The sequence below is a fragment of the Winogradskyella wichelsiae genome (assembly GCF_013403925.1).
Taxonomy (GTDB): Bacteria; Bacteroidota; Bacteroidia; order Flavobacteriales; family Flavobacteriaceae; genus Winogradskyella; species Winogradskyella wichelsiae.
This window is the reverse complement of sequence record NZ_JABFDJ010000002.1, coordinates 168,474-193,991: the sequence shown is the minus strand read 5'-3', so window position 1 is coordinate 193,991 and position 25,518 is coordinate 168,474. Positions and strand designations below refer to the sequence as shown.

The following is a 25,518-nucleotide window of genomic DNA, read 5'->3' as shown; positions in this document are numbered from 1 at the left end:
ACGGTTAATTTTTGGTCGAATCTTGTGTTTTATTAGTGTTGCTTTTTTTACTACCTCCTAATAATCCACCTAAAATACTACCAACACCTTCTTTTACTTTATCTTCTGTGGTTTGCTTTGTGGTTTCATCTGTAGTTGTCGCTGTAGAATCTGTTTTAGTTGTATTAGAACTTCCTCCAACAAGGCCACTCAATAGATCTTTAACCTTATCTTTTCCTTGCCCAATTAATTTTTGCTTTTCAATTTCAACTAATTGTTTTGTTAAGTTTGTTACACCACTTGTTAAGTCTGTTTTTATATTTGGACTCGTAAATGTACCACCAATGTTTGCTGTAATTGGAACAGTAAGGTTACTTACTTCGCTATCGTTAATTTTTCCTATTAATTGATTGACTTCACTTCCTAAATATTTAGCTGGTACTTGTAAAACAGCGCTATAATTCATAACGTTTGTGAAACTATGAGAACCTGAAATCTCAATAGGAATATCTTTATAATTGATTGAAAATGGTTTTACAGAAACATTACCATTTTCAAAGCTTAAATTAGCAACAATATCTTTTAAGTTGAGTCCGTCAAAATCGATAAAATCTAGTTTGCTATCTAAGCTGGTTAATAAAGGACTGTTACTTGTATCAACTTTGTCCGTTAAAATTTTAGCCAAGGCACTCCCAGAAATAGTACTTAAGTCTGGGGAAAGACTATCATCTAATAAGCCACTAATATCTATAGTTGAATTAAATTTGCCTTGTAATACCTTTGCTATTGGTGCTAATGCTTTTAGCATTTCTAGATCAGAAAAGGATTGTGAAATGTCAAAATTTTGCATTCCAAGCTTCATATTAAACGTAGGTTTTTCTCCTTTAGTAGAAACATTACCTGTAATTCCTAACTGACCATTAAAAATATCTGTAGTCATATTGTTAAGACTCGCTGTTTGGTCTTTTATTACCAATTGACCTTTTACGTTTTTCAAGTTTAGATTATCGTAAATAACGGTTTTAGCATTGGCGGTTATGGTACAATCTAAAAAGGCAGGGATTTTAAGGGCTTCTGCAATAGCTGCAGTTTCGTTTGATTTGTTATTAGTAGAAGTTTCTGTTTCAGTAGTAACAGTATCTTCAGACATAAAATCTGAAAGTGCAAACGTGTTAGAGTTTAAGTTGAAATTTCCTTCCAAGTTTTTATCACTTAACATAAAACCGAGTAAATTATTGATGGTTCCTGTTGCAGAAAAATCACTTTTACCAGTTAAAGCATCAAAACTATTTAAACTTACGGTTCCTGGTTTAAAGCTTAAGTCTGCTTTATTAATTTGAATCGGATTTAAGATGTCATCTGAAGAAAATACAAAATTAGATAAAGATACATTACCAACACTTTTAATTCGTTGGTAAGCATTAGTTTCAATAGCATCCATATCAAAAGAGGTGCTTATGTTCGCTTTTAAAATACCACTAAGTTCATTATCTAACTCAACTGGGTATGATTTGGTGATATTAGCTAAATTTAAAGAACCATCTAATTTGGCTGCGACCAACATGTTTTTAGTTAAATTTTTAATAGAGGCTTCTGCTTTAAAAATATCTTCATCAATTTGAAAATTTAACTTGTCAATATTAACAAAGGTGTCATCTACATTTCCAGTTGTGTTTTTTACTGAGACATCTATGCCAATATTTTTAACGCTTTTTGGAAGTTGTGGAAATTTGAAAGAAGCATTTTCAGAAAGTAAATTAATATCTAAAGTAGGGATTGTCTCTTCAGATACCAGTCCTTTTACGATTCCTGTAAATGAAAAGTTTCCTGTAGTATTTACTTCAGCAACATCTTTAGCATAAGCTTCCGGTATTATTGCTAAAAAATCTTTAAAAGTTGATCCTGGATTTTTAAAAGAAATATCTATTTGTTGTCCTGCTTCCACTAATTGTATATAGCCATCAAACTCTAATGGTAATGCATTAATGTAGGCTTTGTTCTCTTTAAACGTATATTTTTGTTGCTCTAAATCTAGATCAATTAATGCATCTAATTTAATATGAGTGTTATTTAGGTAAGAGGTACTATCCATTACAAAACTAACATTTGCATCTGTATTGGTGTCTAATTCCGACTTTCCACCAGAGAAAATACCTGTTCCTTTATGGTTAATTTCTGTAAGATAAAATGCCATATTAGATGTTTCGTCTATATATGTAAAGGCACTATTGTTTAATTCGTAGTTATCAATATCAAAACTAAAACCAGCTGAACTTTCAGTTTCTGTTGGTGTTTCAGTAGTCGTTTCGCTTTCTTTTACTATATCGTAATTTACGGCTCCTGTTTTATTAGTTTTTATAACCAAAAGTAATTCGTTAGCAATAATTTCATTGATTTCTAAAGGATCTTCTGTTCCTTTTAATAGTTGCATCATTCCCATTTCAAAAGAAATTGATTTCGCTATCGCTAAACTTTCTCCTGCAAAAGGTGCTCTATTTATTACTTTTAAATTTTCTATACTAACCTCAGCTTGCGGAAAACTGCTTATAAGACTAAGACTAATATCATCAAAAGATAAATCGGCATTTAGGTTTTCATCTGCATAATTTTGAACAATCGTATCTATTTTAGATTCTAAGACAAAAGGTATCGCTACAAGAATTGCAATAAAAAAGATTAATACGATTCCGATAATTTTCAAAAATTTTTTCATAAGCTGTGTTTGGATTGGTAAAATAACTTCTCAGTACTAGATACGCAAATTTCTGCATAAAAGTTTCTATTGTCAATAAGTTTAAGAAGATTTTAATGATTTAAGAATCTATTTATACGCGTCTGTTTGTTCAGGCTAAAATTCTAACTATAGTAAATTTAGTTCTTGATTCACTTTTAAATTGAAACGTTTTCTGAATAAATAGACTCCAAAATATAAAAATGGAGTGTCTAATATGGCGACAATAACTTTAAAAATAAAACCACTTAAAAGTAAGCCTTTAAAATTAGCCCAATCTATAATGTCAAAGCTGCAAAGTAAAAAGACAATAGTAAAGGTATCTATAAATTGAGAAAACCATGTGGAAAAATTGTTACGAATCCATAAGTGTTTGCCTTTGGTAACACGTTTCCAAAAATGATAAATTTGAATATCTATAAATTGGGCAAACAGATAAGTTAGCATACTTGCAAAAACAGCAATAGTGGTGTTTCCAAAAACGGTATCAAACATTTTATTGTCTACATAAGACCATTCTGTGGCCGGCACATTGCTTGAAATAAAAATTATTAATAATGAAAATAAGGAAGCAAAAATACCAACAACGACAATATCATTGGCTCGTTTTTTTCCATAAATCTCACTAATTAAATCGGTAATTAGAAAAGTGATAGGGTAGGGAAGTATTCCGACAGAAATTTCAAATAATTTAGAACCGAATATTTCTACGTCTAGCGGGTACCAATAAAAGAATTTTTGAAATATTAAATTTGAAACGACAAGCGATGTAATAAAAAGGCTACCGAGTAAGAGATAAATGCGTTGTGCTAAAAGTTTGTCTCTTAATGTCATTAAGCTGTGGTTATAAGTTGTTTTCTGTAAAGATATAGAATTTGATTCTGTTGCAAGAGCGACTAATGCTTAAGTTTTACTCTAGATTAGAAAAGTATGATGAAAAGCAAAAGATTTTATTTTTAAAAGAACTGTCCTTAAATCATTAGTATAATAGATTTTGTTTTAGTTATTTTGTTTATCTAGATTCTGCATAGAATCCGCATCTATTTATGAAGCCAACCAAAACCATTCACATCGCATTAGGAAGTAATAAAGGCAATAAATTGCAGTATTTGCAATTAGCTATTAATGCGGTCTTTAAATGTATTGGTGTAGTGGTGAAAATTTCTAAGGTCTATAAAACACCTGCTTTTGGATTTGAAGGAGATGATTTTTATAATGCTTGTATTGCGGTAGAAACGGATCTAAAACCTAAAAAAGTACTGAAAGAACTTCAAACCATTGAAGTAGCATTAGGACGAAAACCAAAAATGACCAAAGGTTATGAGTCTCGTGAAGTTGATTTAGATATTTTATTTTTCGAAGATGAAATCCTTGAAGAAAAAATGTTAACGATTCCGCATCTAGAATTACATAAACGAAAATTTGTTTTAGAACCACTTTTAGATATTTCAAAAGATTTTGTACATCCTGTTTTGAAGAAATCTGTTGAATTATTACTTTCAGAATGTAATGATGATTCTGAAATTGAACCTTTAAATTTTTGCTTAGAAAATCCAGGAAAAGCATACACTTTTAATAACCGCAGTTATATAGCTATTGAGGGAAATATTGGTGCTGGTAAAACTAGTTTAGCAAATAAGATAGCCAAGGACTTTAATGCAAAACTAATTTTAGAACGTTTTGCAGATAATCCATTTCTACCAAAATTCTATAAAGAACCAGAGCGTTATGCCTTTACTTTAGAAATGTCTTTTTTAGCAGATCGCTACCAACAAATTAGTGACGATTTATCGCAACTCGACTTATTTAAAGATTTTATGGTAAGTGATTATGATGTCTTTAAGTCTTTAATTTTTTCTAAGATTACTTTGCAAGAAGATGAATTTAGATTATACCGAAAATTATTTTACCAAGTCTATAAAGATATTGCTAAGCCAGATTTGTACATTTATCTGTATCAAAATACAGAACGTTTACAAGCTAATATAAAAAAACGTGGGCGCAATTACGAGAAGGATATTAAAGACGATTATCTCGAAAAAATAAACGCTGGTTATCTTGAATTTTTAAAGAGTCAACAAGATATGAATGTCAAGATTATTGATATTTCAGATAAGGATTTTGTAAAATCTCGTGAAGATTATTTATGGTTACTTAATGAGATAACCATTTAAATTGTAAACAATAAAATGGGATTAAATAAATTATTTATCTAATCCCATGCTTGCTTTTGTAGAATACTATAGTTCGCTAACTATATCTTTCTTGTATTTTTTTAATAACGCTCTAGTCATACCTAAGTTGGCTTTAGATGAATCCACAGCTAAGTATATAAAATATTCACCATTTTCAGAAACATCAATTATGTGAATTTGATTGTCTAATGTAATAAGAATATCTTGAATCTTACTGTCTAAACCAAGTTGGCTTATTGCATTTTTCTTTGCTTTTACTACCTCTAAGTTAAATGCAGCTGCTATTTCAGGATCAAAATCAGCCTTAACTGAGTGAGATACGTAGCAGATACCTGTACTAACTTCAGTAACACATACTGCGATAAATCCAGGTAAGTTGGCTTCAACGTCTTTTGTAAATTGATTTAAAAAATTTGACATAATTGGTTATTTTTAATTAGAAATTAAGGTTATTTATTTAATGAGCTCATGTATTTTATTAATAAGCCTAATTTTGATAAGTCACTAGATGTTATTAATAAAAAAGAATTAGATTTTAATTTATTTATTATAAAGTAATGTTCATCTGATTTTGCAATCAATTGTTGTAGATCACTGTTTTTTAAGTCATTTAACAAATCGTTGCACATGGAGAATGCCGTTTCTGCCATGAGGGCAAAATTTTCTGCGTAATCAGTGGTTGTAGAGTCTAATAATTTGCCGTTTTCATCCATCAGTATTGCGATGGTGGCACCTGTATCTTGTTTTACTTTATCTAGATTAATCATTTTATTATTGTAATTTTCTTCGACAAAAGTAATATAAATCCTATGAAATGCAATTTTTTCAGACAAAAAAACATAATTTGTAATATTTAACTCACGTAGATGTGTCTAAATATTAAAAAAAACTACTACTTTTGATTTTTAAAATATTTCAAGAATGGTTATTATTATTAAGTCAGAGTTAATTAGGATTTTGAATGAAAGGAAAAAAAAGTTTAATTCATTTAGGGTTAGCCCGAGTGAAGAGAATGAATATGTTTTTACCGAAGAATTCGATGATATAATTGGCGATTTCGATAAGTTTAAACAAGTTGATTTTATTCCAGAAAAAGAAGAAGAAGAAAAAGATGAAGAAAAAGATGAAGAAAAAGTAGATGAAAAACTGGCGGAAATAACAGATGTGAGTGAGGTTGTTATTTCTGAAGATACTATATTGTTAAAGGAAATTGAATCAACAATTGAGGATAGTATTCCAAATCAAGAAGAATCTAATTTAAATATTGAGATAGATAAAGGAGCTAATCCAGAATCTGGAAAAACAAGAACATACTCAGAACGCATGAAGCAAGGTTTCTTTAAGAAAAGTAGGGTGCGTTAAATGTATTTGCTTCGGTGCTTTGCTTTAATTATATGTAGAGGTTTATATTTAAAGGTTGGTAGTTTGTAAGATTTGCAATTTTGTAGCTATTTTACTGTTTTTTAAAATAGTTTCAGCTAATTGTTTTTCTTTTTTAATTTCTAAATTGAAAGGTGCTTTCAATAGATCAACACCACTATTTTGTTTTAATCGAATGCCTTGGCTTGCAATTTTATCTTTATTAGCCTCAAAGTCACCTATAGGTAAATGTTCTGTTAGTATAATGTATTTATAGTTTTTTAATTTCTCTACAATCTTAAGTATTTCAGAATTCGATAAGTGTTGAAGTACTTGTCTTATAATCGCACAATCTGCTTTAGGAAGTTCGTCTTCTACAATGTTTAAACAATGAAATTCTAAATTTTCATTTTTAAAAAGTGTTTTATTTCTTTCAATAAGACTTTCAACAATATCAACCGCAATATATGTTTTAGTGTATTTGGTTAAATTTTTTCCAATATTAAAATCGCCGCAACCTAAATCGCAAACCACTAAATCATTATCATGAGATTTTAGGAAGCTAATAACCGAATATAAATAAGGTTGAGTGATTTCTGTAAGATGAGAACCTTCACCTGAATAAAAATCAAAGTCTTTTCCGCCCCAAAGTTTCTTGTCGTAAATCTGTTCCATTACGGCTTTAGTAGGCCAAGGGTTTTTCATTTGTTTTTTATTAAGGTAAATAAAAAGCGAAGTTATTCAGCTTCATTCAAGAAATAAAAGCCTAAATAGAAAATTTCTATCTTCTATCTTCTATCTTCGAAAACACATCCCAAATCACCACACCACAACTCACAGAAATATTTAAGGAATGTTTGGTGCCGTATTGCGGAATTTCAATCACAACATCACTTGCGTCCACAACATCTTGTGCAACACCTTTTACTTCGTTTCCAAATACAAAAGCGTATTTTTTATGAGGTTGAGGTGCAAATTTGTTTAACATCGTAGCATTTTCAGCTTGCTCTATTGAACAGATATTAACGCTTTCTGCCTTTAGTTTCTCAATAACATCTAAAGTGTTTTCTGCATATTCCCAATCCACGGTTTCTGTACTTCCTAGGGCTGTTTTTCTAATGTCGTTATGTGGAGGTTGTGCAGTAATACCACACAAATAGATTTTTTCGATTAAAAAAGCATCACTAGTTCTAAACACAGAACCAATATTATTTAGGCTTCTAATATTATCGAGTATAATAATGATTGGCGATTTTTCAGCGGTTTTAAATTCTGAAACTTCTAATCGGTCTAGTTCTTCGTTTTTTAATTTACGCATTTTTATCGTTTTGGAGACCTGGCAGATTTTTAAAACCTTGCAGGTCTGAAAAGTGTAATTACCAATATCTGTAAATAACTTCTAGTCTTTCGGTTTTAATAAGCCTCAAAATATAAGTAATTTAGCAAACTTGCAATTCTGAAATTTTTCAAGGCAAAAATATAACTTAAAACCAGATTACCATTGGCTAAATCCGCAAAAAAAGTAACCCCACTAATGAAACAGTATAATGCCATTAAGGTGAAATATCCGGATGCATTGTTATTGTTTAGAGTTGGTGATTTTTACGAAACATTTGGTAGTGATGCTGTTAAAGCGTCTAAAATTTTAGATATTATTTTAACCAAGCGTGGTGCGGGTAGTGAGAGTGAAATTGAGTTGGCTGGTTTTCCACATCATTCTTTAAATACTTATTTACCTAAATTAGTTAGAGCAGGTGAACGTGTGGCTATTTGCGACCAATTAGAAGATCCTAAGCAAACCAAAACTATTGTAAAACGTGGAGTTACAGAGTTAGTAACGCCTGGTGTGGCTTTTAATGATGATATTTTACACTCTAAATCGAATAATTTTTTAGCAGCTGTTTATTTTGAAAAGGAACGTATCGGAATTGCATTCTTAGATATTTCTACAGGTGAATTTTTAACGTCGCAAGGAAATGCGGAATATGTAGATAAGTTACTTCAAAATTTTAATCCAAGTGAAGTTTTAATTTCTAAGAAAAGTAGAAAAGTGTTTTCTGAAACCTTCGGAAATGATTTTCATACCTTTTATTTAGAGGATTGGGTATTTCAAGCCGATTATGCTAATGAAACTTTAACCAAGCATTTCAACACAAAAACGCTTAAAGGTTTTGGAATTGAAGATTTATATGAAGGAATTATTGCTTCAGGGGTAGTGCTTCATTATTTAGGAGAAACACGCCATAATAAATTAGAACATATTGCTACGGTTTCGAGAATTGCTACCGATGATTATGTGTGGATGGATAAATTTACTATCCGGAATTTAGAATTATACCATTCTACCAATGCCAATGCGGTAACTTTAATTAACGTTATTGATAAAACGATTTCGGCAATGGGTGGGCGTATGCTAAAACGTTGGTTAGCATTGCCTCTTAAGCATGCTGAAAAAATAAAACAGCGTCATGAAGTCGTTAAATATTTGCTTGAAAACGAAACGGTTTTAGAAAAGGTTCAAACACAAATAAAACAAATAGGAGACATTGAACGTCTTATTTCAAAAATAGCAACGGTAAAAGTTTCCCCACGAGAAGTTATTCAACTTAAAAACTCGTTAGATGCTATTGTGCCTATTAAATCGGTAGCAGAAACTTGCGAGAATGAAGCTTTAAAAATACTGGGTGATAATTTACATCGTTGTGATTTATTGCGCGAAAAAATTAAGGAAACCTTAAACGAAGAAGCTCCTGTAAATGTTTTGAAAGGGCATACAATTGCTGTTGGTTTTTCAGAAGAGTTAGATGAATTAAGAAGTTTGTCTCAATCCGGAAAAACTTATTTAGATAATATGTTAAAGCGCGAAAGCGAACGCACGGGGATCACATCTTTAAAAATAGCGTCGAACAACGTTTTTGGGTATTATATAGAGGTTAGAAATGCACATAAAGATAAAGTTCCTGAAGAATGGATTAGAAAGCAAACTTTAGTAAATGCAGAGCGTTACATTACTGAAGAGCTTAAAGAGTATGAAGCAAAGATTTTAGGAGCAGAAGAACGTATTTTAGCTATAGAGCAACAATTATTTGGTGAGTTGGTCACTTGGATGCATCAATTTATTATTTCGGTACAACAGAATGCCCAACTTATTGGGCAATTAGATTGTTTATGTGGTTTTGCAAGTTTAGCAAATGCAAATAAATATGTCTACCCACAAATTGATGATAGTTACGATTTAGAAATTAAAGATGGTCGTCACCCGGTGATTGAAAAACAATTACCCATTGGTGAACCTTATATTGCAAATGATGTTTTTTTAGATAGAGAAACGCAACAGATTATTATGATTACCGGACCTAACATGTCTGGTAAGTCGGCTATTTTAAGACAAACTGCTTTAATTGTATTATTAGCGCAAATAGGAAGTTTTGTGCCTGCAGGCGAAGCGCGTATAGGATTAGTAGATAAGATTTTTACTAGAGTAGGAGCTAGCGATAATATTTCGATGGGTGAATCTACTTTTATGGTAGAAATGAATGAGACGGCTTCTATTCTTAATAATATTTCAGACCGAAGTTTAGTGTTATTAGATGAAATAGGAAGAGGAACTAGTACATACGATGGTATTTCTATCGCTTGGGCTATTAGTGAATATTTACATGAACATCCCTCTAAGCCTAAAACGCTTTTTGCAACGCATTATCATGAGTTAAATGAAATGACTGAGACTTTTGGTCGTATTAAAAATTTCAATGTTGCTGTAAAGGAATTAAAAGACAATGTGCTTTTTGTTCGGAAATTGGTTGAAGGTGGAAGCGAGCATAGTTTTGGTATTCATGTTGCTAAAATGGCGGGAATGCCTCAGCAAGTCATCCGACGTGCAAACAAAATTTTATCGAAATTAGAGAAATCGCATTCTAGTGAAGAGCTAACTGATAAAGTAAAAGGCTTAAAAGACGATTTGCAGCTCAGCTTTTTTAATTTAGATGACCCATTACTCGTTGAAATTAAGGACGAAATCATCCATACGGACATAGATACCTTAACACCTGTTGAGGCTTTAATGAAGCTCAATGAAATTAAAAGAATGTTGATGAAGAAAAAGCAAGGTTAAATTTTTTTTAATTTTTTTTAAAAAATGTTTTGTGATTCTAAAATAAAGTGTAAATTTGCACCCGCTTACAGAGCGAAACGTTCATTAAAATTGCGAAAGTAGCTCAGGGGTAGAGCATCACCTTGCCAAGGTGGAGGTCGTGGGTTCAAATCCCATCTTTCGCTCTGAATACAAAAATATACCAATTTGATTACATTTATTTGTAATTATAATGCTGAAGTGGTGGAATTGGTAGACACGTTGGACTTAAAATCCAATGTCCATTAGGACGTACGGGTTCAAGTCCCGTCTTCAGTACTAAAGCCTTTATCGAAAGATAGAGGCTTTTTTCATTTTAAAATTTCAGGAATACTAGTTGATGGATTTCTAAAATCTAAAAAAAAGCAATTCCGTACTTTGAATTGCTTTTTTATAGATTACCATTAATACTCGATAGAGCACCATTTATTATTCTAAAATTACTTCCGCTTATCAATAACCATTACTGGTTTTCTACTCATTTTTGGGAATTGTAATTTCTGAATTTCCTTTTTGTCGCTAAATTCAATTTTTGGTAATACGCGTAGCTTTGCTCTAAAATGATTCTTTATGCTTTGTAACAAGCTTTCGCTTGGTGTGTTTACGGCTATTTTAATGAGGATTTCGTCAGTTCCTATGGAATTGTGAGAAAGTTCTATAACAAACGCTTCTACCTCGTTAAAATCGTTTAAAATATTATGCATTGCTGGTGGATATAAAGTTGTGCCTTTATATTTTATCATTTGTTTTTTTCTGCCAATCACAGGTCCTAATCGCTTGGTGTTTCTGCCACACTCACATTTTTCATAATGTGCTTTTACAATATCTCCTGTTTTAAATCTAAGTAGAGGCATACCTTCTACACCTAAGGTGGTAATGGTAAGTTCTCCAGACTCTCCTTTGGCTACAGGTTGGTTGTTATCGTCTAATATTTCTGTAATAATTAATTCTGGGTGTTGGTGTCCTCCTTTTTGTTGTTCGCATTCCGTAAAAGCTGTATTCATTTCGGTAGAAGCGTAAGTAGAATACAATTCAATATTCCAGCTTTCTTTTATTTTTTTAGATAAGGTGTTTAACGAAAAATCTTGAGCCCTTAAAGGTTCACCAATGCAAATTGCTCCTTTTATTCCTGAGTTGTTGAGGTCTATGTTATGCTGTTTGGCATATTCTATCAATTTTAATAAAAAGGAAGGCACTGCAATAATGTATGTGGGTTTAAATTTTAAAATAGAATCCCATTGTAGTTCTGGAATACCATTACCAACTCTAATAATTCCAGAACCAAGTTTTCTTGCTCCTAAAAAATAAGCCAAACCTGCCATGAAACGTCGATCTATTGTGGTCATAAGCTGAATCACATCATCCTGTCCAACTCCAGCACAAGCAAAAGAGATGGCTTCGTTATATGCTAAACGGTCTAAATCGTTATCTGTGAGTCCAAAAAGTACTGGATCACCCAAAGTACCCGAAGTCGTTACATAATCCACAATTTTGTTTTTTGGGACACAAATAAAATCGTCATTATATTGCTGTAAATCGTCTTTTGTGGTCGTTGGAATTGCAGCTAAATCTTCAAGCGAATTAATAGTTGAAATATCAATTTTATGAGTGCTAAATAAACGCTTATAAAAAGCAGAATTTGTATTTAAATACTGTAAAAGAACCTTTAGTTTTTCAACTTGAAAGTTATTTATTTCAGCTTTGGAAGCATATTCTATTTCAGGAATCATAATTCTAACTTTCTTTTTAATTTTTTAATGTATTTATCTACTTGTTCTTCGTCAGGAACAGTAGTAATTTCTTTTGTTTTAGCGATTTTGAAAGCCTCTAAAGCTGCTGTGTAATATCCTTTTTTATAATAGTAAGTGCCAACGATATAATAGGATTCCCAGTATTCTAGATTTAATTTTTCTAACTGTAAAAGCTTTTCTAAATCTATAGTGTCATTATTACCAATTGCTGTGAGTACTTCATGTCTAAGATGTCTATAGCTTTGATAATTTTTATAAGCTTCTGTGTATTGAAAAGGGTCTTCCTCAATATTTAAAGCCGTATTTGCAAGAGCAGTTTTTGTGGGGGTTTTAAATATTTCATTTAAATCGTATGCGACAAATTCGCCTAATTGATAAGGGTTTGAAGATACCCAAACTAAACGTTGTTCGGGTTTGAAAACGACTGAATGATGTGCTAATAGTTGATTTAAAGCTTTTTCATTACCATAACCAATAGCTTTGTTGTGTAAACCTTCTTTATTTCTTAAAATATCTACGGCTATTTCTGGTGTCAATTTTGGGTTCTGGTCCAGAAGTTCTTCCATGCGTTCGTAGCGGTATTGCGAATGACTTTCTTCTATATGTTTTAAATTATTTTTATCATTTGCATAAGCTTCACTTTGAAAATGGTTAGAGCATATCAATTGATTTGAGTTTTCAACGTCATACACACCAAAATTATGAGGTGACACTTCAATTATTACAGCTTTTCTATCTTCAGCACTTCCCACTAAAATAGATTCGGAAACAAATACTTGACGTTTTTTTGCAATAGCAATGGCTTCCTTAATATTGGAAGCGTATTGTAAAATTTCACGATTTAAAATAGAAATAGGTGTTTTTGCTATGAGCGGAATTTTAGATTTTCCTGCATTTATGGTTACGGTTAAGCCGTGTTCATTCATACCTGAAAGAACACCTAGCATTCCGGCCCAAGTTACCGACATAAATTTATTGCCTTCTGTGGGATTTGTAAAGGATATAATTTTTTCTTCAGCAAAATCATCGCCAGCATAAAAATCTAAATTCCGACCAATAATTAGACTTCCGTCTGCGGTTTTTTCATCCCAGGCAGCAAATGATGTGCAACCAACTAAGGCTAAATCTTGTAAGGCATGTCCAATATCGTGGGCGCCATGAAAATAAAGAACTCTTAAATAAGGATCTGCAATGTAATTATAATCAGGGGAAGCATATTTAGAAAGGCCTAGAATTTCTGTTTTATATTCTAATGGAACATTAAGATATAGTTTTCTATTATACCAAGCCAAAAAGCGTCTTAATAAAGCTTGTTTAGTTTTAGAAGGTACAAATTTGTCTATTTTAGAAACAAAAATACTTTCTTGCTTATGGAATAATTCTTGAGTAAGACTTCCTGTAATTAAACCTCTCTGATAAGGATTTCCTTCAACATAAAGTTCCCATAAACCTTGTTGGTTTTTGCTTAGGTGATTATTTCCTAGGGTGAAGGTAGAATCAGAAGTTTTAACGCGTTCTGGAATTACCGAATTATAAGCACTTACATCGGGAACATCATGTAATGATTTTGAAATTCCGCACGAGGTTAGACTTACAAAAAGAAGAAGTAAAAGCCCGTAATATATGCTTAAGTTAATCTTCATAGCATTTAATTTTCGATGCTTTCGTCGATTTTATTAGCATCTAATATTTTTTCTAATAAGGGTTCCATACCAATAATTTCAGAACAGGTGAGTACGGCGCTAATGGTAACTCCTAAAATGCCATGCATGTTTAAACTTTGTCCTGTAAGTAATAAATTTTTAATTTTTGTACGTGGTGAAACAAAGGACGCTAAAGGATTATTAGCATCTTTTACATAGCCATAAATAGAGCCTCTATTAGAGCCAATATAATCGCGATACGATAATGGTGTTGAGGTATATGTTTCTTGAATGCAGTCTCTAATATTTGGATATTTTTTTTCTAATTCTTGAATAAGTTTTTCAGCTTTTTCAGCTTTAAACTCTTCATAGTTTTGTCCACGGTCATTTTTATTTGCGACTGTATTAAAAGTGTTTTCCCAAGCTTCTACTTCTTCATAGCGCATGTAGGTCATTACGGTTAAGCTTTCTCCATAAAGGTCTGTTTTTTTATTGATCCCCATAGATGCCATATAGCCCTCAGGCCAAGTTTCTGTAGTGTAATCTTGTCCGTCCCAAATCTTGTTAGGATCTTTTATGTGGTAAATATTTTTGTTTTGATATTTAAAAGTATTTGGTTTTAAAACAATATAAAGGCTAAAACCAGCGATGATACTTTCGATATTATTGATGCGTTTAGTGTAAACTTTTCTAAATTTATCTTCACCAACTAATTTTATAGTCAGCTTTGGCTCAATATTAGAAATGAATAGATCTCCTTTAATTTCTTTACCGTTTTTGGTAAAAACAGAATTGATGTTCTTGTCTTCGAATCCAAATTTAACCACCTCATGATGCTTAAAAGCATCACCACCATTTTCCTTTAAACGTCTAATTAATAATTTAGAAATTTGACTACCTCCATTTATACAACGGTAAGCACTTTCTATATATGAATTGACGGTAAGCGCATGCACGTAAAAAGGTGTGCGATTGGCATCACCTGCATATAGGTAATTGGTGCCAGCCAGGACAGCTTGTAATTTTTTATTATCTGTTATAGAGTCGATATAGTCTTTTGCTTTTAAGCTGAAAATATCTGTATTTTCATAGTAAGGCTTGCCGTGCTTCAATCCGTATAAAGGAAATTGATTACAAATATCCTGAAGTTTATCACAATAGGTTACAATGGCTTTTTCTTCATCAGGAAATTCAATTAGTAAATTTTTAATGAATTTATCATAGCTTTGTGCATGTTTGTATTCATTGTCATCATTGTCAAACGTAATGACATCAAAACCATCTTCATCTAGTTTTTTTAGATTTAAATCATCTATAATATCTAGGTATTTAAAGTACTGATATAGATTTTGACCTTTGTTTAAGCCTCCTATGTAATGGACTCCTGTATCAAAAATAGTTTTATCGCGAACAAAGGTCTGTAAGTTACCACCATACTGATTATTTTTTTCTAAAACACAAACGCTATAGCCTTCTTTTGCTAATATATTGGCAGAAACTAAACCACCTAAACCGCTTCCTATTATAACAACATCGTAATGAGATTTCATGCTTTTTTACTGTTTTGATAAGATAGTCAAATTTTCTGTTTCGTATGTGCTAACGAATCCCAAATCAATTTTATTTAAAGTGAATTTAGAACTGTTTTCTTTCAAAAATATAATATAATTTAAGTTAGGATGTAGCATCGATTTTAGTTGTGTTTCTGTAATATCAATATTATTTATGATTAAAGTATTTGGTTTAAAAGCGAATGTTTCTTCTATAGAATCTGGACAAGTAATATTTCGAGAATTGGTGATAAAGCTGTTTTTGAAAATAATTCTATTTTCAATATTCTTAATATAAGAAACGATTTTTCGATCTACACCATCTAAAGCTAATAAGAAATCGAGCTGACCTGCATCGTCTGACAAATGTAAAATAGTATCTTTTACACCAACCGTATGTAGCACCTTTAAATAAATATCTTTGTTAATTTTAATATCGTTTTTAACGCATTTGTAAAGTAAATCTCCTTTATATCTATAATCATCTAAAAGTGTTTTATAAAAATAAGTTGCACCTTCTCTTTCTTTTCTGAAGGTGCTAAATTCAGTTCTAAAATAAGCGCCAATTTGTTTAGCCCGCTGCGAATAATTATTGCTGAATCTAGAATCGTTTGGTGTAATTCTATCCATTATTTTTAGAGTAATATGACCATCTCTAATCATAGATTCGCCTTTAGGAATCACTTCGGAATTACCGTGAATAAGTACAGGTACAATATCTAAATTAAATTGTTCTGCTAAATAAAATGCGCCTTTATGAAAACGCTTTATTTTATGGGTTTTAGAGCGTGTGCCTTCAGGGAAAGCCATTAAAGTGTAACCTTGTTCTACTTTTTTCTTTAAATGGTCTAATCCATTTTCAATACCACTAGATACCGGATAGAAGCCAGCTAATTGTACGGCTTTTCCAAATACAGGCGAATTGTAAACCCAATCATTTACTAAGAAAATAATTTTTGGGTGTAACATTCCAATAGCTAAAATATCTAAGAACGACGTGTGGTTTGCTATAATTATGGCTTGTTTTTTAAAATCCTCTTTCGGTTCATTAATCACTTTTTTTACTAGAAAAAGATGTGTGTACAATACGGATTTCATGAATTTTGAAATGCATACATGAAACCATTTCATCTTTGTTTTCTTAGGAAGTGGAATGATTTTTAAAATGGTAACACTAAACAGAGATAATAAAATACCGCCTAAGCCAAAATAGGTAAATGAGATGATAGAATGAATTAATAATCGTAATGATATTGGTCGTTTGGTCTTACTACCAATAAATAATTTGAACAATAAAGGTTGAATAGCAAATGCAACAAGAACGGCAGATGTAATGCCAATTAAACATACCAAAGATATAGAATATAATGCAGGATGTTTGGCAAAAATTAAAACACCAACACCTAAAATGGTAGTGATTACCGAAAGTAAAATAGACGTTTTATGTGTGGTTAAAGATTTCTCACCCGTTCTATATTCGTGTAATAAACCGTTGGTCATAAAAATGCCATAGTCAATCCCTAACCCGAAAATAAAAGTTGAAATGATAATGTTGAAAATATTGAATTCTAAATGAAATAATCCCATTATTCCAATGGTTAATAACCAAGTTAAACAAATAGGAATTCCCGTTACTAAAGTTAAAGAAAGGCTTCTGTAAAAAAGTAAAAGAATAAGAATGACTGCAATTAGTGAATACCCAATTAAACTATTAAAATCGTTTTTTAGATTCCCTAATAAGGTCTCATTCATTTGTTTTCTATCAATCACTAACGTTTGAGAATCTGCTTTAAAAGCATCCATTACAGCATCTGCTTGTTCTACTTTTACTAAAGTTGTAATGGTGGTGTAATTGTCTTTAGTAGCAATATAATCATCCACAGAAAAGATGTTTATTGCTTTGTAATCTTTACTTTCTAGAGGTTTGAATTTGGTGTTTAAAAGCGTGTAAAAAGAGTTGAAAGTTTCGGGTTTAAAACCTAAAGCAGTTCCGCTTTCTATAATCTGTTGTTTTGTGTTTTCAATAGTATTTCTATTCCAAAAAGATTGCCAACGTTCAATTTGTTGTTTTTGTTGTTTTTTAGAATGTACAAATGTACTGATAGAACTAAAGTTAATAAGTTTGCCTTCGGTTTTTAAATTTTGAAGCTTCGTTAAAATGGCGTCATTAATTTGAAGTGTCTTTTCTTCAGAATCACCATAAGCAGCAATGTATACAGATTTCGAGGTGCTATTAATAAGTTTATCTAAGTTTAATTCTGCAGCCTCGATATCTTTTGGCATGTAATTCATTTCACTTAGATCATTATTAAAAATAACGGTGTTATAAGTGAATAAGCTACCAAAGCACAATAAGAATACGCCTATGATTACCCATTTGTTTTTATGAATATTGTAAGAGGCTATTTTGTCTAAAGCGGTGCTTTTTTTAATCGTTTTAGTTTGCTCTTTATAAATTTGAGGAATAAAAAGTAAAGCAAAACAAGACGAACCCATAACGCTCATGGCTGCAAAAATCCCTAAATCTTGTAAAGCTTGTGAGTTGATAAATAACAAACACAAAAACGCTAAAGCCGTAGTTAGACTACTCATTAAAATAGGCTTTGTAATCTCTTGATAGAGGTTTTTTACATTGTTATTACTTCTAATATGGGTAAGGATATGTAAAGAGTAATCGAGTGTAACACCGAGAAGTACTGAGCCAATCCCCAAGGAAATGGCAGATATTTTTTCGCGGATTAAGAAGAGTAAAGCAATGGCTAAAAGTCCACCAAATATAGTAGGCACAAATAAGATAATTGGGACTGTTAATTTTTTATAGAAAAGTATAAATATGAGTAATAGAACCGTTAAAGCTATCCCAACCGTAAGTTGAATGTCGCTTTTTATTTGATTGGCATTTGCGACAGCAATTAAAGTTCCTCCAAAATATTCAGCATTAACCTTATCTTTAAAAGTGAGATTTAATTTCGCATTAGTATCGTAGAGATTTTTTACAAATTGTGTGTTTTCAGCGGTTTCGTTAGAACCTAAAGCAGGTGTGATAAATAAGAGTATATGCTGTTTATCTTTACTAACTAAGAAACCGTTTTGTAGCGTAAAATCTTCACCGAAACTCAACTCTTGTAACTTTTTTAAAGCAATGAATGATAATCCTAAAGGATCTTTTAAGATAAAATCTTTAGCAACAATGCCCGAAGGGGAAATTAGTGTTTTATAGTTTTTTAGAGTAATAGCATCAATACTATCTTTCTCAATTTTGTTCGCAATAGTTCTATAATCTGCTTCATTTAGAAAAAGCGGTAAATTATCATATATAAAACTGGCTGTTTTCTGAATTTCTTTATCATCAATCTGTCCTTGAATTTGTTTTATATATGGACTTGAAGACGCATTGATACTGTCAATAAATTGCGATGCGTACTGGGTTAAATCTTCAACAGAACCATCTTTACTTTTAGTGATGTTTACAATAATTTTATCTGTAAAGTTGACGTTTTTTAAAACCTTCTGTAGTTCTGAATTTTCTGCATTACTAGGTATTAGTTTAGTGATGTCTTCTTCAAATTCAATTTTAGAAGCCACAAAAACTAAAGTCAATAGCAAGATTCCTAAAATGCTTAAACCAAGCCATTTTTTAGAATTAAAATAGTTGTATGTATTGTAAAATATATTATACATTAGTTGGGATTACATTTTTCTTTTCAAAAATCAAAAAAAGTAAATAGCTTAAAATTCCAATAAATATTGCTGATAGAGATGCTAAAGCTAAACTTCCGATGATATAAGATTTAAGATGTTTTAAAACTTCAAAATCAGCTACAATTTCAGTAATATGAAACGTTACATTTTCGCCTAGAATAAAGTTTCCTAACTGAAAGCTTGTAAAGATAATAAAGGGAATAAAAGGCGGAAGACTAATGTTTGAAAAAGCAAAAGCAATAGTTTTATTCAGTTTAAATATCAAAGCTAAAAAAATAACGGTCACAGTTTGAACTCCCCATAGAGGTGTGATACCAATAAAAATACCCAAAGCTATAGATAGTGCTTTTTTTTGAGGAGAATCCTTACTGCCAATAACATCTTCAGTTATAAAACGCTTAAATCCTTTTTTTTTTAATTTCCTGAAAAAATCACGAGGTTTTATATAAAGTAAAGTAAGTATAACGAGCCATGTGTTTAGGATACTTATTCGTGTAAAATCTTTAAAAGGTCTAAAGTGAGAAACACGCTCATCTTCATCATATAAAACTTGAATTGGAATATTTTTAACGCTAGTACCAGACCAAGCAGCTTTTACAATGACTTCTATTTCAAATTCGAATTTTGAAGTATAAAATTTTAAATTTTTTAAATGTTGAATAGGGTAGAGTCTAAATCCAGATTGTGTGTCTTGCAGTTTAATTCCGGTTTCTGCCCAATACCAAAAATTAGAAAACTTGTTTCCAAAACTACTTTTTTTAGGAACACTTTCTTGGCTCATATTCCTTGCGCCAATAAGTAGTAAATTTTTATCCTCAGAACTTTCTAATGCTTCTATAAATTGAGGTATATCTTCAGGGAAATGTTGTCCATCAGAATCTATAGTTATTGCATAGTGATACCCTAAATTCTCGGCATGTTTAAAAGCGGTACGTAGAGCTTTTCCTTTGCCTTTATTTTCTTCAAAATGAATCTGTTCTAATTCAGAAAAACTTTCTAAAATTTTTGGCGTATTATCCGTAGATCCATCATTAACAATTATAATATTTTCTGTGTAATTTAAAACACCTTCAATAATACGTTGTAAAGTTTTAGGGTTGTTAAAGGTTGGTACAATTACACAACATTTTAAGCTGCTTAGTTTATGATGTGTGGTAATATCCTTCATTTTGTTGTTAGAATTAGGCGTAAGATTAAACTAATTCTTTGTTTTTTATAAATGTACCATTACATTTTAATGCAACAGTACCGTCTGTAAATTTAGTGATGTTTTTAATCTTAACCGTGTCGTTTTCTTCTATAATAGAAAGTTCTAAAATGAGATCTTCGTTTGCATTTGGGTTAATTAAAGCTGTGAATTTTATGTTAGAAATATTCTGTAAGAATAAAGGACTATTGACATAACCTTGAGTGATTTCTTTAATAATCTGAACCATACAAACGCCGGGTGTTATTGGATTTCCAGGGAAATGACCGTTAAACACATCGTGATCCTTATTCAGTTTAATAGTAACGTGGATTGTGTCTGTATCAACAATAGAAGTTGTTAATTTAGTGTAAAAATCTTTAATGAGCACAAGCTTATAGTTTAAATTGATAACCAACACTTAGTTGAATAACATTGTTTAAGATTAAGTCACTAACCTCTGTCGTTTCATAGCCATAACCATCATCTACATTTCTACCAAATAAATCAGTTAATCCTTGTTTGTAACCTATAGACATAACTAATCCATTACTAATATCATAACCTACAGCTGCAGCAAAAGCGATATCTACAGATTGTGGTTTGTAGATGTTTTTATGACTTAATAAAATGTCGATTACAGGTGCGATCTGAAAATTAATACCGCTATCTTTAATATAAAATTTATTGTTTATAGGTATTGATAAATAATTAAGTTCTGTTGTGTAGGTTTCTGTAGATCCTGTAACTCTGTAATCACTTCCTTGTTTAGAGTAAAGAATTTCGGGTTGTAAGGTGTAAAATTTTGCAAATTTAAATGATAAAGTTCCACCAATATGAAAGCTGGTTAGTTTTTCGCTACGTACACCTCCGTTTTCTTCTAGGTTACTTAAGCCAGCGATATTCATACCGCCTTTTATACCAGGTTTAATTTCTACTTGAGCATTAATAAATGTGAAAGAGAATAATGTAATTAGGATGATTGTTAGTTGTTTCATTGCGGTTTTGATTGATTAAATAGGTTACAAAAATGCAGAAATATCTTATAATTAAGAAGTAATAAAGTGTTTATTCGTGTGGGCTTAAATAACTTATATTAATTTCTATGGGTGCTGTTAGGTGCTGAATGTTAATATTTTCAGCAATAGAATTTTTAATGTTAGAAAAAGATAAGATAACTTTTTCTTTTGAATGATTTGTATTTATAATTTGTGTAAGTTTCTTTGTTTGCTGATTAACGAAGTAATGATTAAATCGTTTTTCTGTTTTAGATTGAAAAATAAGATGTCCTTCATCATCAGAAAAAGCTTTATTAATTTTATTCTGTTCTTGAGTTAAAGTTTGAAAGTCTCTTTTAAGTGTGTTAATGATAATCTTTCGATCTAATTCTTTCATAATAAAATGTGTTTTCATTTCATTATTAATCAATTCAAAATCAAATATTTTATTTCCAAAATTGGTGGTAAACACAATACGATGATTGTTTTCTTTAATTTTTTTGATAATTAAAAGACCACCAAAATCATTATTATAAGCTTTGATTTTAGTTTTATACACATAATCTATATCTGCATTTGCAAAATATGGATTTGAAAAATCTGTAACCTCAGCACCATATTCCGAAAGCCCTTTTACTGTAGAAATTGCACAAGAGGAGAAAAGACAAAGAATAAATAGATTAATTATTAAAAACCGCTTCATCTAAAGTTGTGTTTCTTGTTTTATTCTTAAAAATAATTTTTGTGTAATCTTCTGAGGGTTCAATCATTTTTACCTCTACAACATCGCTTGTCTTTATATAGAACTTCAATTCGAATTTAGCAATGAATTGAAGCATGGTTTCATCCTTTGGAATAAATTTCACTAAATAAAATTCATCAACTTTAAAATAAGAAATTTCAAAGGCATTGTCATCAAACATATTTCCTTTTACACTATTTGTAATAAGGCTGTTTAGACCTTTAAACATTTTGTTAGAGCCAATGTCAATTTTACTTTTATCACCTTCGTCATCAATAAATAGTTTGTCATCTTTAAAAATAACACTGTATTTATAAGGCGATGTGTATTCCCATTTTACCAATCTAGGAACTTTAAAAGCAAGCTTTCCTTGTGTTTCAACATCATTACTTAAAAAGCTAAGATGCTTATATTGTATAAAATCACTAACAATGGTTTGGGTATTGCTATCTAGTTTTTCTACCGCTGATTTAAAAGTGTTTATTTCTTCTGTTGTAAGTGACTTTTGAGCACTAGCAATCTGAATTCCGATACCTAAAAAAAGAAAAAAGTAAATATTACGCATAAGCTTCTATATTAAATAAGGTGTCTATTGTTACGGATTGATAATTGTTCTCTTGCAAAAATAACAACAATTGTTCCAAAACTCGCACTGTGATTTCTTGTGAATCGTGCAATAAGATAACAGCACCAGGATTGATGTTTTTAGTAATTTGGTTAAAGATATCTTCTTCGTCTTTTTTTATCGTATCTAAAGACCGAATATTCCAGCCTATAACATGGTGTTTGGTGTGTTTTAGTGCTTTAGTTATGGCGGGATTTGTAACGCCATATGGTGGACGAAACAATTTCATTTTTTTATTTATAATCGAATAAATAATTGCATTCGTGTTTTTAATTTCAGCAATTACATTTTGTTTATTGTAGAAGTCAAAAAAATCGGAATGCGTATAGGTGTGATTTCCAATAGTGTGACCTTCTTCTATAATTTGCTGTACCAATTCAGGCTGTTGTTCGGCATGTTTACCGATACAGAAAAACGTAGCTTTTGCATGATGAGCTTTTAATAATTCTAGAATTTTTGGTGTGAATTCTGCATTTGGACCATCATCAAAAGTAATGGCAACTTGATTTTTTGTGTGATTTTTTTTTGAATTGAAGGCTTTTAAATGATAGTTCCAACCGATAGTAAAACTACCAATACTTGTTAGCGTAAGCCATGCTAAAAAGAGAACTATAAAAAAGAAAATAGATATGTTAAAAAACTGACTTAATAGTAGCAAGCCAAGAAAAAGAATGAATGTTAAAACATTTATATTTTTGAAGTTTAACATGAGCTTAGTAAGGTAAAACTATGTTGTTGTCCTTTAAGTTGGTTGTAAAGCAGTACATTTTTATAGCCAGATTTATCTATAGAATTAAGCTTTAAAACATCGGGGATATATTGTTGCTTAATAATGATTGTTGCTGTCCAAAAGCCAAATGCCGAAGCTGTAAAAAACTCACCACAAAGATGTTTGTAATGTAGTTGTGGTGTATATTTAAATATAGAATCTTGAAGTGATTGATATAAAATATCAAAAGCATCTCCGTTTTTCCCGAGGATTATAGCATCAATATCTTCAGGTATTAAATGATTTTCTTTTAAGAAAGCTTCTACTTTAGTTTGAATAGTTTCTGTTGTGGCTTTATTAAAAATCTTAAGCCCTTTAAGAACACAGAAACTGTTATTTTGCTTTAAAGATGATAAGGTAAAAAAGTGAGCACCTTCTCCAAAAGGTGTTAATATGGGATGTTCTTCTGCTTCTTCAGCAAGAATAATGTCGTTGATAAGAAATTTACCTAATTCGTCTGTGCCACCAACTAAAATTGTGTTTGCTTCATTTTCATGAAGCATTAATTGTGCATCAAGTATAGCAGATTCAAAAGAAGCAGCACCTTGTACATAAGTTACATTGTAGCCCTTACATTTTAAGGTTAATGCAATTTGAGCACCTACCGTATTATGGGTAGATTGGATAAAGGATGTTGGTGTTAAATACTGTTCGTCGTTATCGAGTATAGCATTTAAGAATTTTTCAGAATCTTCTATACAACCAATTCCTGTGCCTGTAATAATAGCATCAGGTGTTTCTAATTTTGCTAACTCTAGTGCTTTCTTCGCTGCTGCAACTCCCATTTTTACACCAGTAGCCATTCGTCTGCTTGCAATTGGACTTATAAATAACTTATAATTGGGATGAATTGCCCGAGCCAACTTCCCTTCAAAAGAAAGAATGTGCTCTAAAAAAATAGAATCTTTTAAAGTGTCTTGTGCAGAAATTGAAACCGCACTATTTATATAACAGGGTTTCATAGGCCTTTAGAAAATATAAGGGTTGAACAATTTCCACCAAAACCAAATGAATTAGAAAGAACGTAGTTTAAAGGTTTTTTTGTGACTTCGGTTATGGGAACCATACTGAGTTCAGGAATCGCTGTTTTAAAATTGAGATTAGGGAACATCACGTCATTCTGAAGGGCTAAAATAGAGTAAACAGCTTCTATCGCTCCTGCGGCAGCTAATGTATGCCCAGTAAAGGCTTTAGTAGAACTGAAATCAGGAACCGAATCTCCATAGATACGTTTTATGGCTTTGCCTTCCGATAAATCATTGTTAGGTGTAGCAGTACCGTGTGCGTTAATATAATTGATGTCTATCGGATTTAGTTCTGCAATCTTTAATGCTTTAGACATCGCTAAAAAAGCACCTTCACCATTTTCTGACGAAGCCGTTTGATGGAAGGCATCATTTGCATTACCATAACCTGCTAAATACCCTAAAACAGTTTTGTTGTCTTGTTTAACAACAGCATCAGATTCTAGTACTAAATACGCTGCAGCTTCCCCTAAATTTAAGCCTTTCCTGTTGGCGTCAAAAGGAGTACAATCGGTGTCCGATAAAATCATTAACGTTTTAAATCCGTTGATTGTAAATTTTGCTAAACCATCTGTTCCTCCAACAATAACACGATCTAATTGCCCTGATTTTATAAGTCGAGCACCAAGTATTATAGCATTTGCGGCAGAAGAACATGCGGTACTAATAGTTGATGTGAAATCGGTGATGCCTAAAAGTGCTGCAATTTTTTCGGTACTATCTGCCGCATGATGACTGTTAATTAACCTTCTACTTTCACTATTATAGTTTTGAAAGTGTTTTTCAGTTAAGTCCATACCACCAACACTTGTAGATGATATTAAACCTGTTTTAAGAGCTTCAATATCTTTAATGTTAGCATGTTTTACAGCTTGTTGTGCCGCAATACAACCTAATAGTGCCGTTCTTGAATAGTTATTGTTTTTATCGAGATTAAGGCTTTTAGCAAGTTCTGCATTGGTTTGTAAAACTTCACCAACCTTAATTTTATTTTTATGTCGTGTGTTAATATTTACAATGGGGGCAACGCCTTTTTTACTATTTAAAAGGGCATGTAAATTCTCTTCTATAGTGTTTCCTATAGAAGAAATAATTCCCATTCCAGTTATGGCAACACGATTTTGAGACATA

General features: G+C 31.3%; 21 protein-coding genes and 2 tRNA genes. 5 read left to right on the top strand and 18 right to left on the bottom strand.

What is annotated here, in order from left to right:
• Positions 1 to 4: 4 nt before the first annotated feature.
• Entirely contained in the window at positions 5 to 2,692 is a 2,688-nt protein-coding gene (locus HM985_RS04500) for an AsmA-like C-terminal region-containing protein (protein WP_179375110.1), read from the bottom strand.
• A 147-nt stretch (positions 2,693 to 2,839) separates the two neighbouring features.
• On the bottom strand, positions 2,840 to 3,544 hold the full coding sequence (locus HM985_RS04495; protein WP_179375109.1) for a queuosine precursor transporter: 705 nt from the start codon (positions 3,542 to 3,544) through the stop codon (positions 2,840 to 2,842).
• Positions 3,545 to 3,756: 212 nt separating this feature from the next.
• Here HM985_RS04495 and folK point away from each other — a divergent pair, with 212 nt between their 5' ends.
• Positions 3,757 to 4,884: a 2-amino-4-hydroxy-6-hydroxymethyldihydropteridine diphosphokinase gene (gene folK / locus HM985_RS04490; RefSeq protein ID WP_179375108.1), complete on the top strand. Its 1,128-nt coding sequence runs from the start codon at positions 3,757 to 3,759 to the stop codon at positions 4,882 to 4,884.
• A 66-nt stretch (positions 4,885 to 4,950) separates the two neighbouring features.
• Here folK and HM985_RS04485 read toward each other — a convergent pair whose 3' ends face one another.
• Complete coding sequence (locus HM985_RS04485) at positions 4,951 to 5,325, bottom strand: hypothetical protein (RefSeq protein ID WP_179375107.1); 375 nt, start codon at positions 5,323 to 5,325, stop codon at positions 4,951 to 4,953.
• Positions 5,326 to 5,354: 29 nt separating this feature from the next.
• On the bottom strand, positions 5,355 to 5,738 hold the full coding sequence (locus HM985_RS04480) for a roadblock/LC7 domain-containing protein (protein ID WP_179375106.1): 384 nt from the start codon (positions 5,736 to 5,738) through the stop codon (positions 5,355 to 5,357).
• Positions 5,739 to 5,862: 124 nt separating this feature from the next.
• Here HM985_RS04480 and HM985_RS04475 point away from each other — a divergent pair, with 124 nt between their 5' ends.
• Positions 5,863 to 6,267, top strand: a complete 405-nt coding sequence (locus HM985_RS04475; protein WP_179375105.1) for a hypothetical protein — start codon at positions 5,863 to 5,865, stop codon at positions 6,265 to 6,267.
• 48 nt (positions 6,268 to 6,315) lie between these two features.
• On the opposite strand, the gene HM985_RS04470 is transcribed toward HM985_RS04475, so the two are convergent.
• A complete protein-coding gene (locus HM985_RS04470) occupies positions 6,316 to 6,969 on the bottom strand; it encodes a class I SAM-dependent methyltransferase (RefSeq protein WP_246284955.1) in 654 nt (217 codons plus the stop codon).
• A gap of 76 nt (positions 6,970 to 7,045) precedes the next feature.
• On the bottom strand, positions 7,046 to 7,582 hold the full coding sequence (locus tag HM985_RS04465) for an RNA methyltransferase (protein WP_179375104.1): 537 nt from the start codon (positions 7,580 to 7,582) through the stop codon (positions 7,046 to 7,048).
• Between the two features lie 183 nt (positions 7,583 to 7,765).
• On the opposite strand from HM985_RS04465, the gene mutS reads away from it, so the two are divergent.
• From mutS to HM985_RS04450, 3 genes are all read left to right on the top strand, one after another.
• Complete coding sequence (gene mutS / locus HM985_RS04460) at positions 7,766 to 10,378, top strand: DNA mismatch repair protein MutS (protein WP_179375103.1); 2,613 nt, start codon at positions 7,766 to 7,768, stop codon at positions 10,376 to 10,378.
• Between the two features lie 92 nt (positions 10,379 to 10,470).
• A tRNA-Gly gene (locus HM985_RS04455) sits at positions 10,471 to 10,542 on the top strand.
• 49 nt (positions 10,543 to 10,591) lie between these two features.
• Positions 10,592 to 10,675, top strand: a tRNA-Leu gene (locus tag HM985_RS04450).
• 161 nt (positions 10,676 to 10,836) lie between these two features.
• Here HM985_RS04450 and HM985_RS04445 read toward each other — a convergent pair.
• The 12 genes from HM985_RS04445 to HM985_RS04390 form a co-directional block, all read right to left on the bottom strand.
• The gene (locus HM985_RS04445) at positions 10,837 to 12,126 is read right to left on the bottom strand and encodes a phenylacetate--CoA ligase family protein (RefSeq protein WP_179375102.1); all 1,290 of its coding nucleotides are present in this window, start codon (positions 12,124 to 12,126) and stop codon (positions 10,837 to 10,839) included.
• Positions 12,123 to 13,790 (bottom strand): C45 family autoproteolytic acyltransferase/hydolase, encoded by a 1,668-nt coding sequence (locus HM985_RS04440; protein ID WP_179375101.1) that lies wholly within the window; start codon positions 13,788 to 13,790, stop codon positions 12,123 to 12,125. Before HM985_RS04440 ends, HM985_RS04445 begins: the two co-directional genes overlap by 4 nt.
• A 5-nt stretch (positions 13,791 to 13,795) precedes the next feature.
• Positions 13,796 to 15,340, bottom strand: a complete 1,545-nt coding sequence (locus tag HM985_RS04435) for a phytoene desaturase family protein (RefSeq protein ID WP_179375100.1) — start codon at positions 15,338 to 15,340, stop codon at positions 13,796 to 13,798.
• 6 nt (positions 15,341 to 15,346) lie between these two features.
• Complete coding sequence (locus HM985_RS04430; RefSeq protein ID WP_179375099.1) at positions 15,347 to 19,021, bottom strand: MMPL family transporter; 3,675 nt, start codon at positions 19,019 to 19,021, stop codon at positions 15,347 to 15,349.
• Entirely contained in the window at positions 19,014 to 20,210 is a 1,197-nt protein-coding gene (locus tag HM985_RS04425; protein WP_179375098.1) for a DUF2062 domain-containing protein, read from the bottom strand. Before HM985_RS04425 ends, HM985_RS04430 begins: the two co-directional genes overlap by 8 nt.
• Positions 20,211 to 20,235: 25 nt before the next feature.
• Positions 20,236 to 20,619, bottom strand: coding sequence for a 3-hydroxyacyl-ACP dehydratase (locus HM985_RS04420; RefSeq protein ID WP_179375097.1), 384 nt, complete (start codon positions 20,617 to 20,619; stop codon positions 20,236 to 20,238).
• Between the two features lie 4 nt (positions 20,620 to 20,623).
• On the bottom strand, positions 20,624 to 21,226 hold the full coding sequence (locus HM985_RS04415) for a porin family protein (RefSeq protein WP_179375096.1): 603 nt from the start codon (positions 21,224 to 21,226) through the stop codon (positions 20,624 to 20,626).
• 70 nt (positions 21,227 to 21,296) lie between these two features.
• Positions 21,297 to 21,929 (bottom strand): hypothetical protein, encoded by a 633-nt coding sequence (locus HM985_RS04410; RefSeq protein WP_179375095.1) that lies wholly within the window; start codon positions 21,927 to 21,929, stop codon positions 21,297 to 21,299.
• Positions 21,907 to 22,533, bottom strand: a complete 627-nt coding sequence (locus tag HM985_RS04405; RefSeq protein WP_179375094.1) for a LolA family protein — start codon at positions 22,531 to 22,533, stop codon at positions 21,907 to 21,909. Before HM985_RS04405 ends, HM985_RS04410 begins: the two co-directional genes overlap by 23 nt.
• Positions 22,526 to 23,302, bottom strand: a complete 777-nt coding sequence (locus tag HM985_RS04400) for a polysaccharide deacetylase family protein (RefSeq protein ID WP_179375093.1) — start codon at positions 23,300 to 23,302, stop codon at positions 22,526 to 22,528. The genes HM985_RS04405 and HM985_RS04400 overlap by 8 nt, the downstream gene beginning before the upstream one ends.
• Complete coding sequence (locus HM985_RS04395; protein WP_179375092.1) at positions 23,296 to 24,324, bottom strand: beta-ketoacyl synthase chain length factor; 1,029 nt, start codon at positions 24,322 to 24,324, stop codon at positions 23,296 to 23,298. The genes HM985_RS04400 and HM985_RS04395 overlap by 7 nt, the downstream gene beginning before the upstream one ends.
• Entirely contained in the window at positions 24,321 to 25,517 is a 1,197-nt protein-coding gene (locus HM985_RS04390) for a beta-ketoacyl-[acyl-carrier-protein] synthase family protein (protein WP_179375091.1), read from the bottom strand. Before HM985_RS04390 ends, HM985_RS04395 begins: the two co-directional genes overlap by 4 nt.
• Position 25,518: the final 1 nt, after the last annotated feature.

What these genes read in the sequence shown, in the direction of transcription:
- HM985_RS04500 (WP_179375110.1), bottom strand. Translation starts at nt 2,692, where the DNA reads ATGAAAAAATTTTTGAAAATTATCGGAATCGTATTAATCTTTTTTATT.
- HM985_RS04495 (WP_179375109.1), bottom strand. Translation starts at nt 3,544, where the DNA reads ATGACATTAAGAGACAAACTTTTAGCACAACGCATTTATCTCTTACTC.
- folK (WP_179375108.1), top strand. Translation starts at nt 3,757, where the DNA reads ATGAAGCCAACCAAAACCATTCACATCGCATTAGGAAGTAATAAAGGC.
- HM985_RS04485 (WP_179375107.1), bottom strand. Translation starts at nt 5,325, where the DNA reads ATGTCAAATTTTTTAAATCAATTTACAAAAGACGTTGAAGCCAACTTA.
- HM985_RS04470 (WP_246284955.1), bottom strand. Translation starts at nt 6,969, where the DNA reads ATGAAAAACCCTTGGCCTACTAAAGCCGTAATGGAACAGATTTACGAC.
- HM985_RS04465 (WP_179375104.1), bottom strand. Translation starts at nt 7,582, where the DNA reads ATGCGTAAATTAAAAAACGAAGAACTAGACCGATTAGAAGTTTCAGAA.
- HM985_RS04445 (WP_179375102.1), bottom strand. Translation starts at nt 12,126, where the DNA reads ATGATTCCTGAAATAGAATATGCTTCCAAAGCTGAAATAAATAACTTT.
- HM985_RS04440 (WP_179375101.1), bottom strand. Translation starts at nt 13,790, where the DNA reads ATGAAGATTAACTTAAGCATATATTACGGGCTTTTACTTCTTCTTTTT.
- HM985_RS04435 (WP_179375100.1), bottom strand. Translation starts at nt 15,340, where the DNA reads ATGAAATCTCATTACGATGTTGTTATAATAGGAAGCGGTTTAGGTGGT.
- HM985_RS04430 (WP_179375099.1), bottom strand. Translation starts at nt 19,021, where the DNA reads ATGTATAATATATTTTACAATACATACAACTATTTTAATTCTAAAAAA.
- HM985_RS04425 (WP_179375098.1), bottom strand. Translation starts at nt 20,210, where the DNA reads ATGAAGGATATTACCACACATCATAAACTAAGCAGCTTAAAATGTTGT.
- HM985_RS04415 (WP_179375096.1), bottom strand. Translation starts at nt 21,226, where the DNA reads ATGAAACAACTAACAATCATCCTAATTACATTATTCTCTTTCACATTT.
- HM985_RS04410 (WP_179375095.1), bottom strand. Translation starts at nt 21,929, where the DNA reads ATGAAGCGGTTTTTAATAATTAATCTATTTATTCTTTGTCTTTTCTCC.
- HM985_RS04405 (WP_179375094.1), bottom strand. Translation starts at nt 22,533, where the DNA reads ATGCGTAATATTTACTTTTTTCTTTTTTTAGGTATCGGAATTCAGATT.
- HM985_RS04400 (WP_179375093.1), bottom strand. Translation starts at nt 23,302, where the DNA reads ATGTTAAACTTCAAAAATATAAATGTTTTAACATTCATTCTTTTTCTT.
- HM985_RS04395 (WP_179375092.1), bottom strand. Translation starts at nt 24,324, where the DNA reads ATGAAACCCTGTTATATAAATAGTGCGGTTTCAATTTCTGCACAAGAC.
- HM985_RS04390 (WP_179375091.1), bottom strand. Translation starts at nt 25,517, where the DNA reads ATGTCTCAAAATCGTGTTGCCATAACTGGAATGGGAATTATTTCTTCT.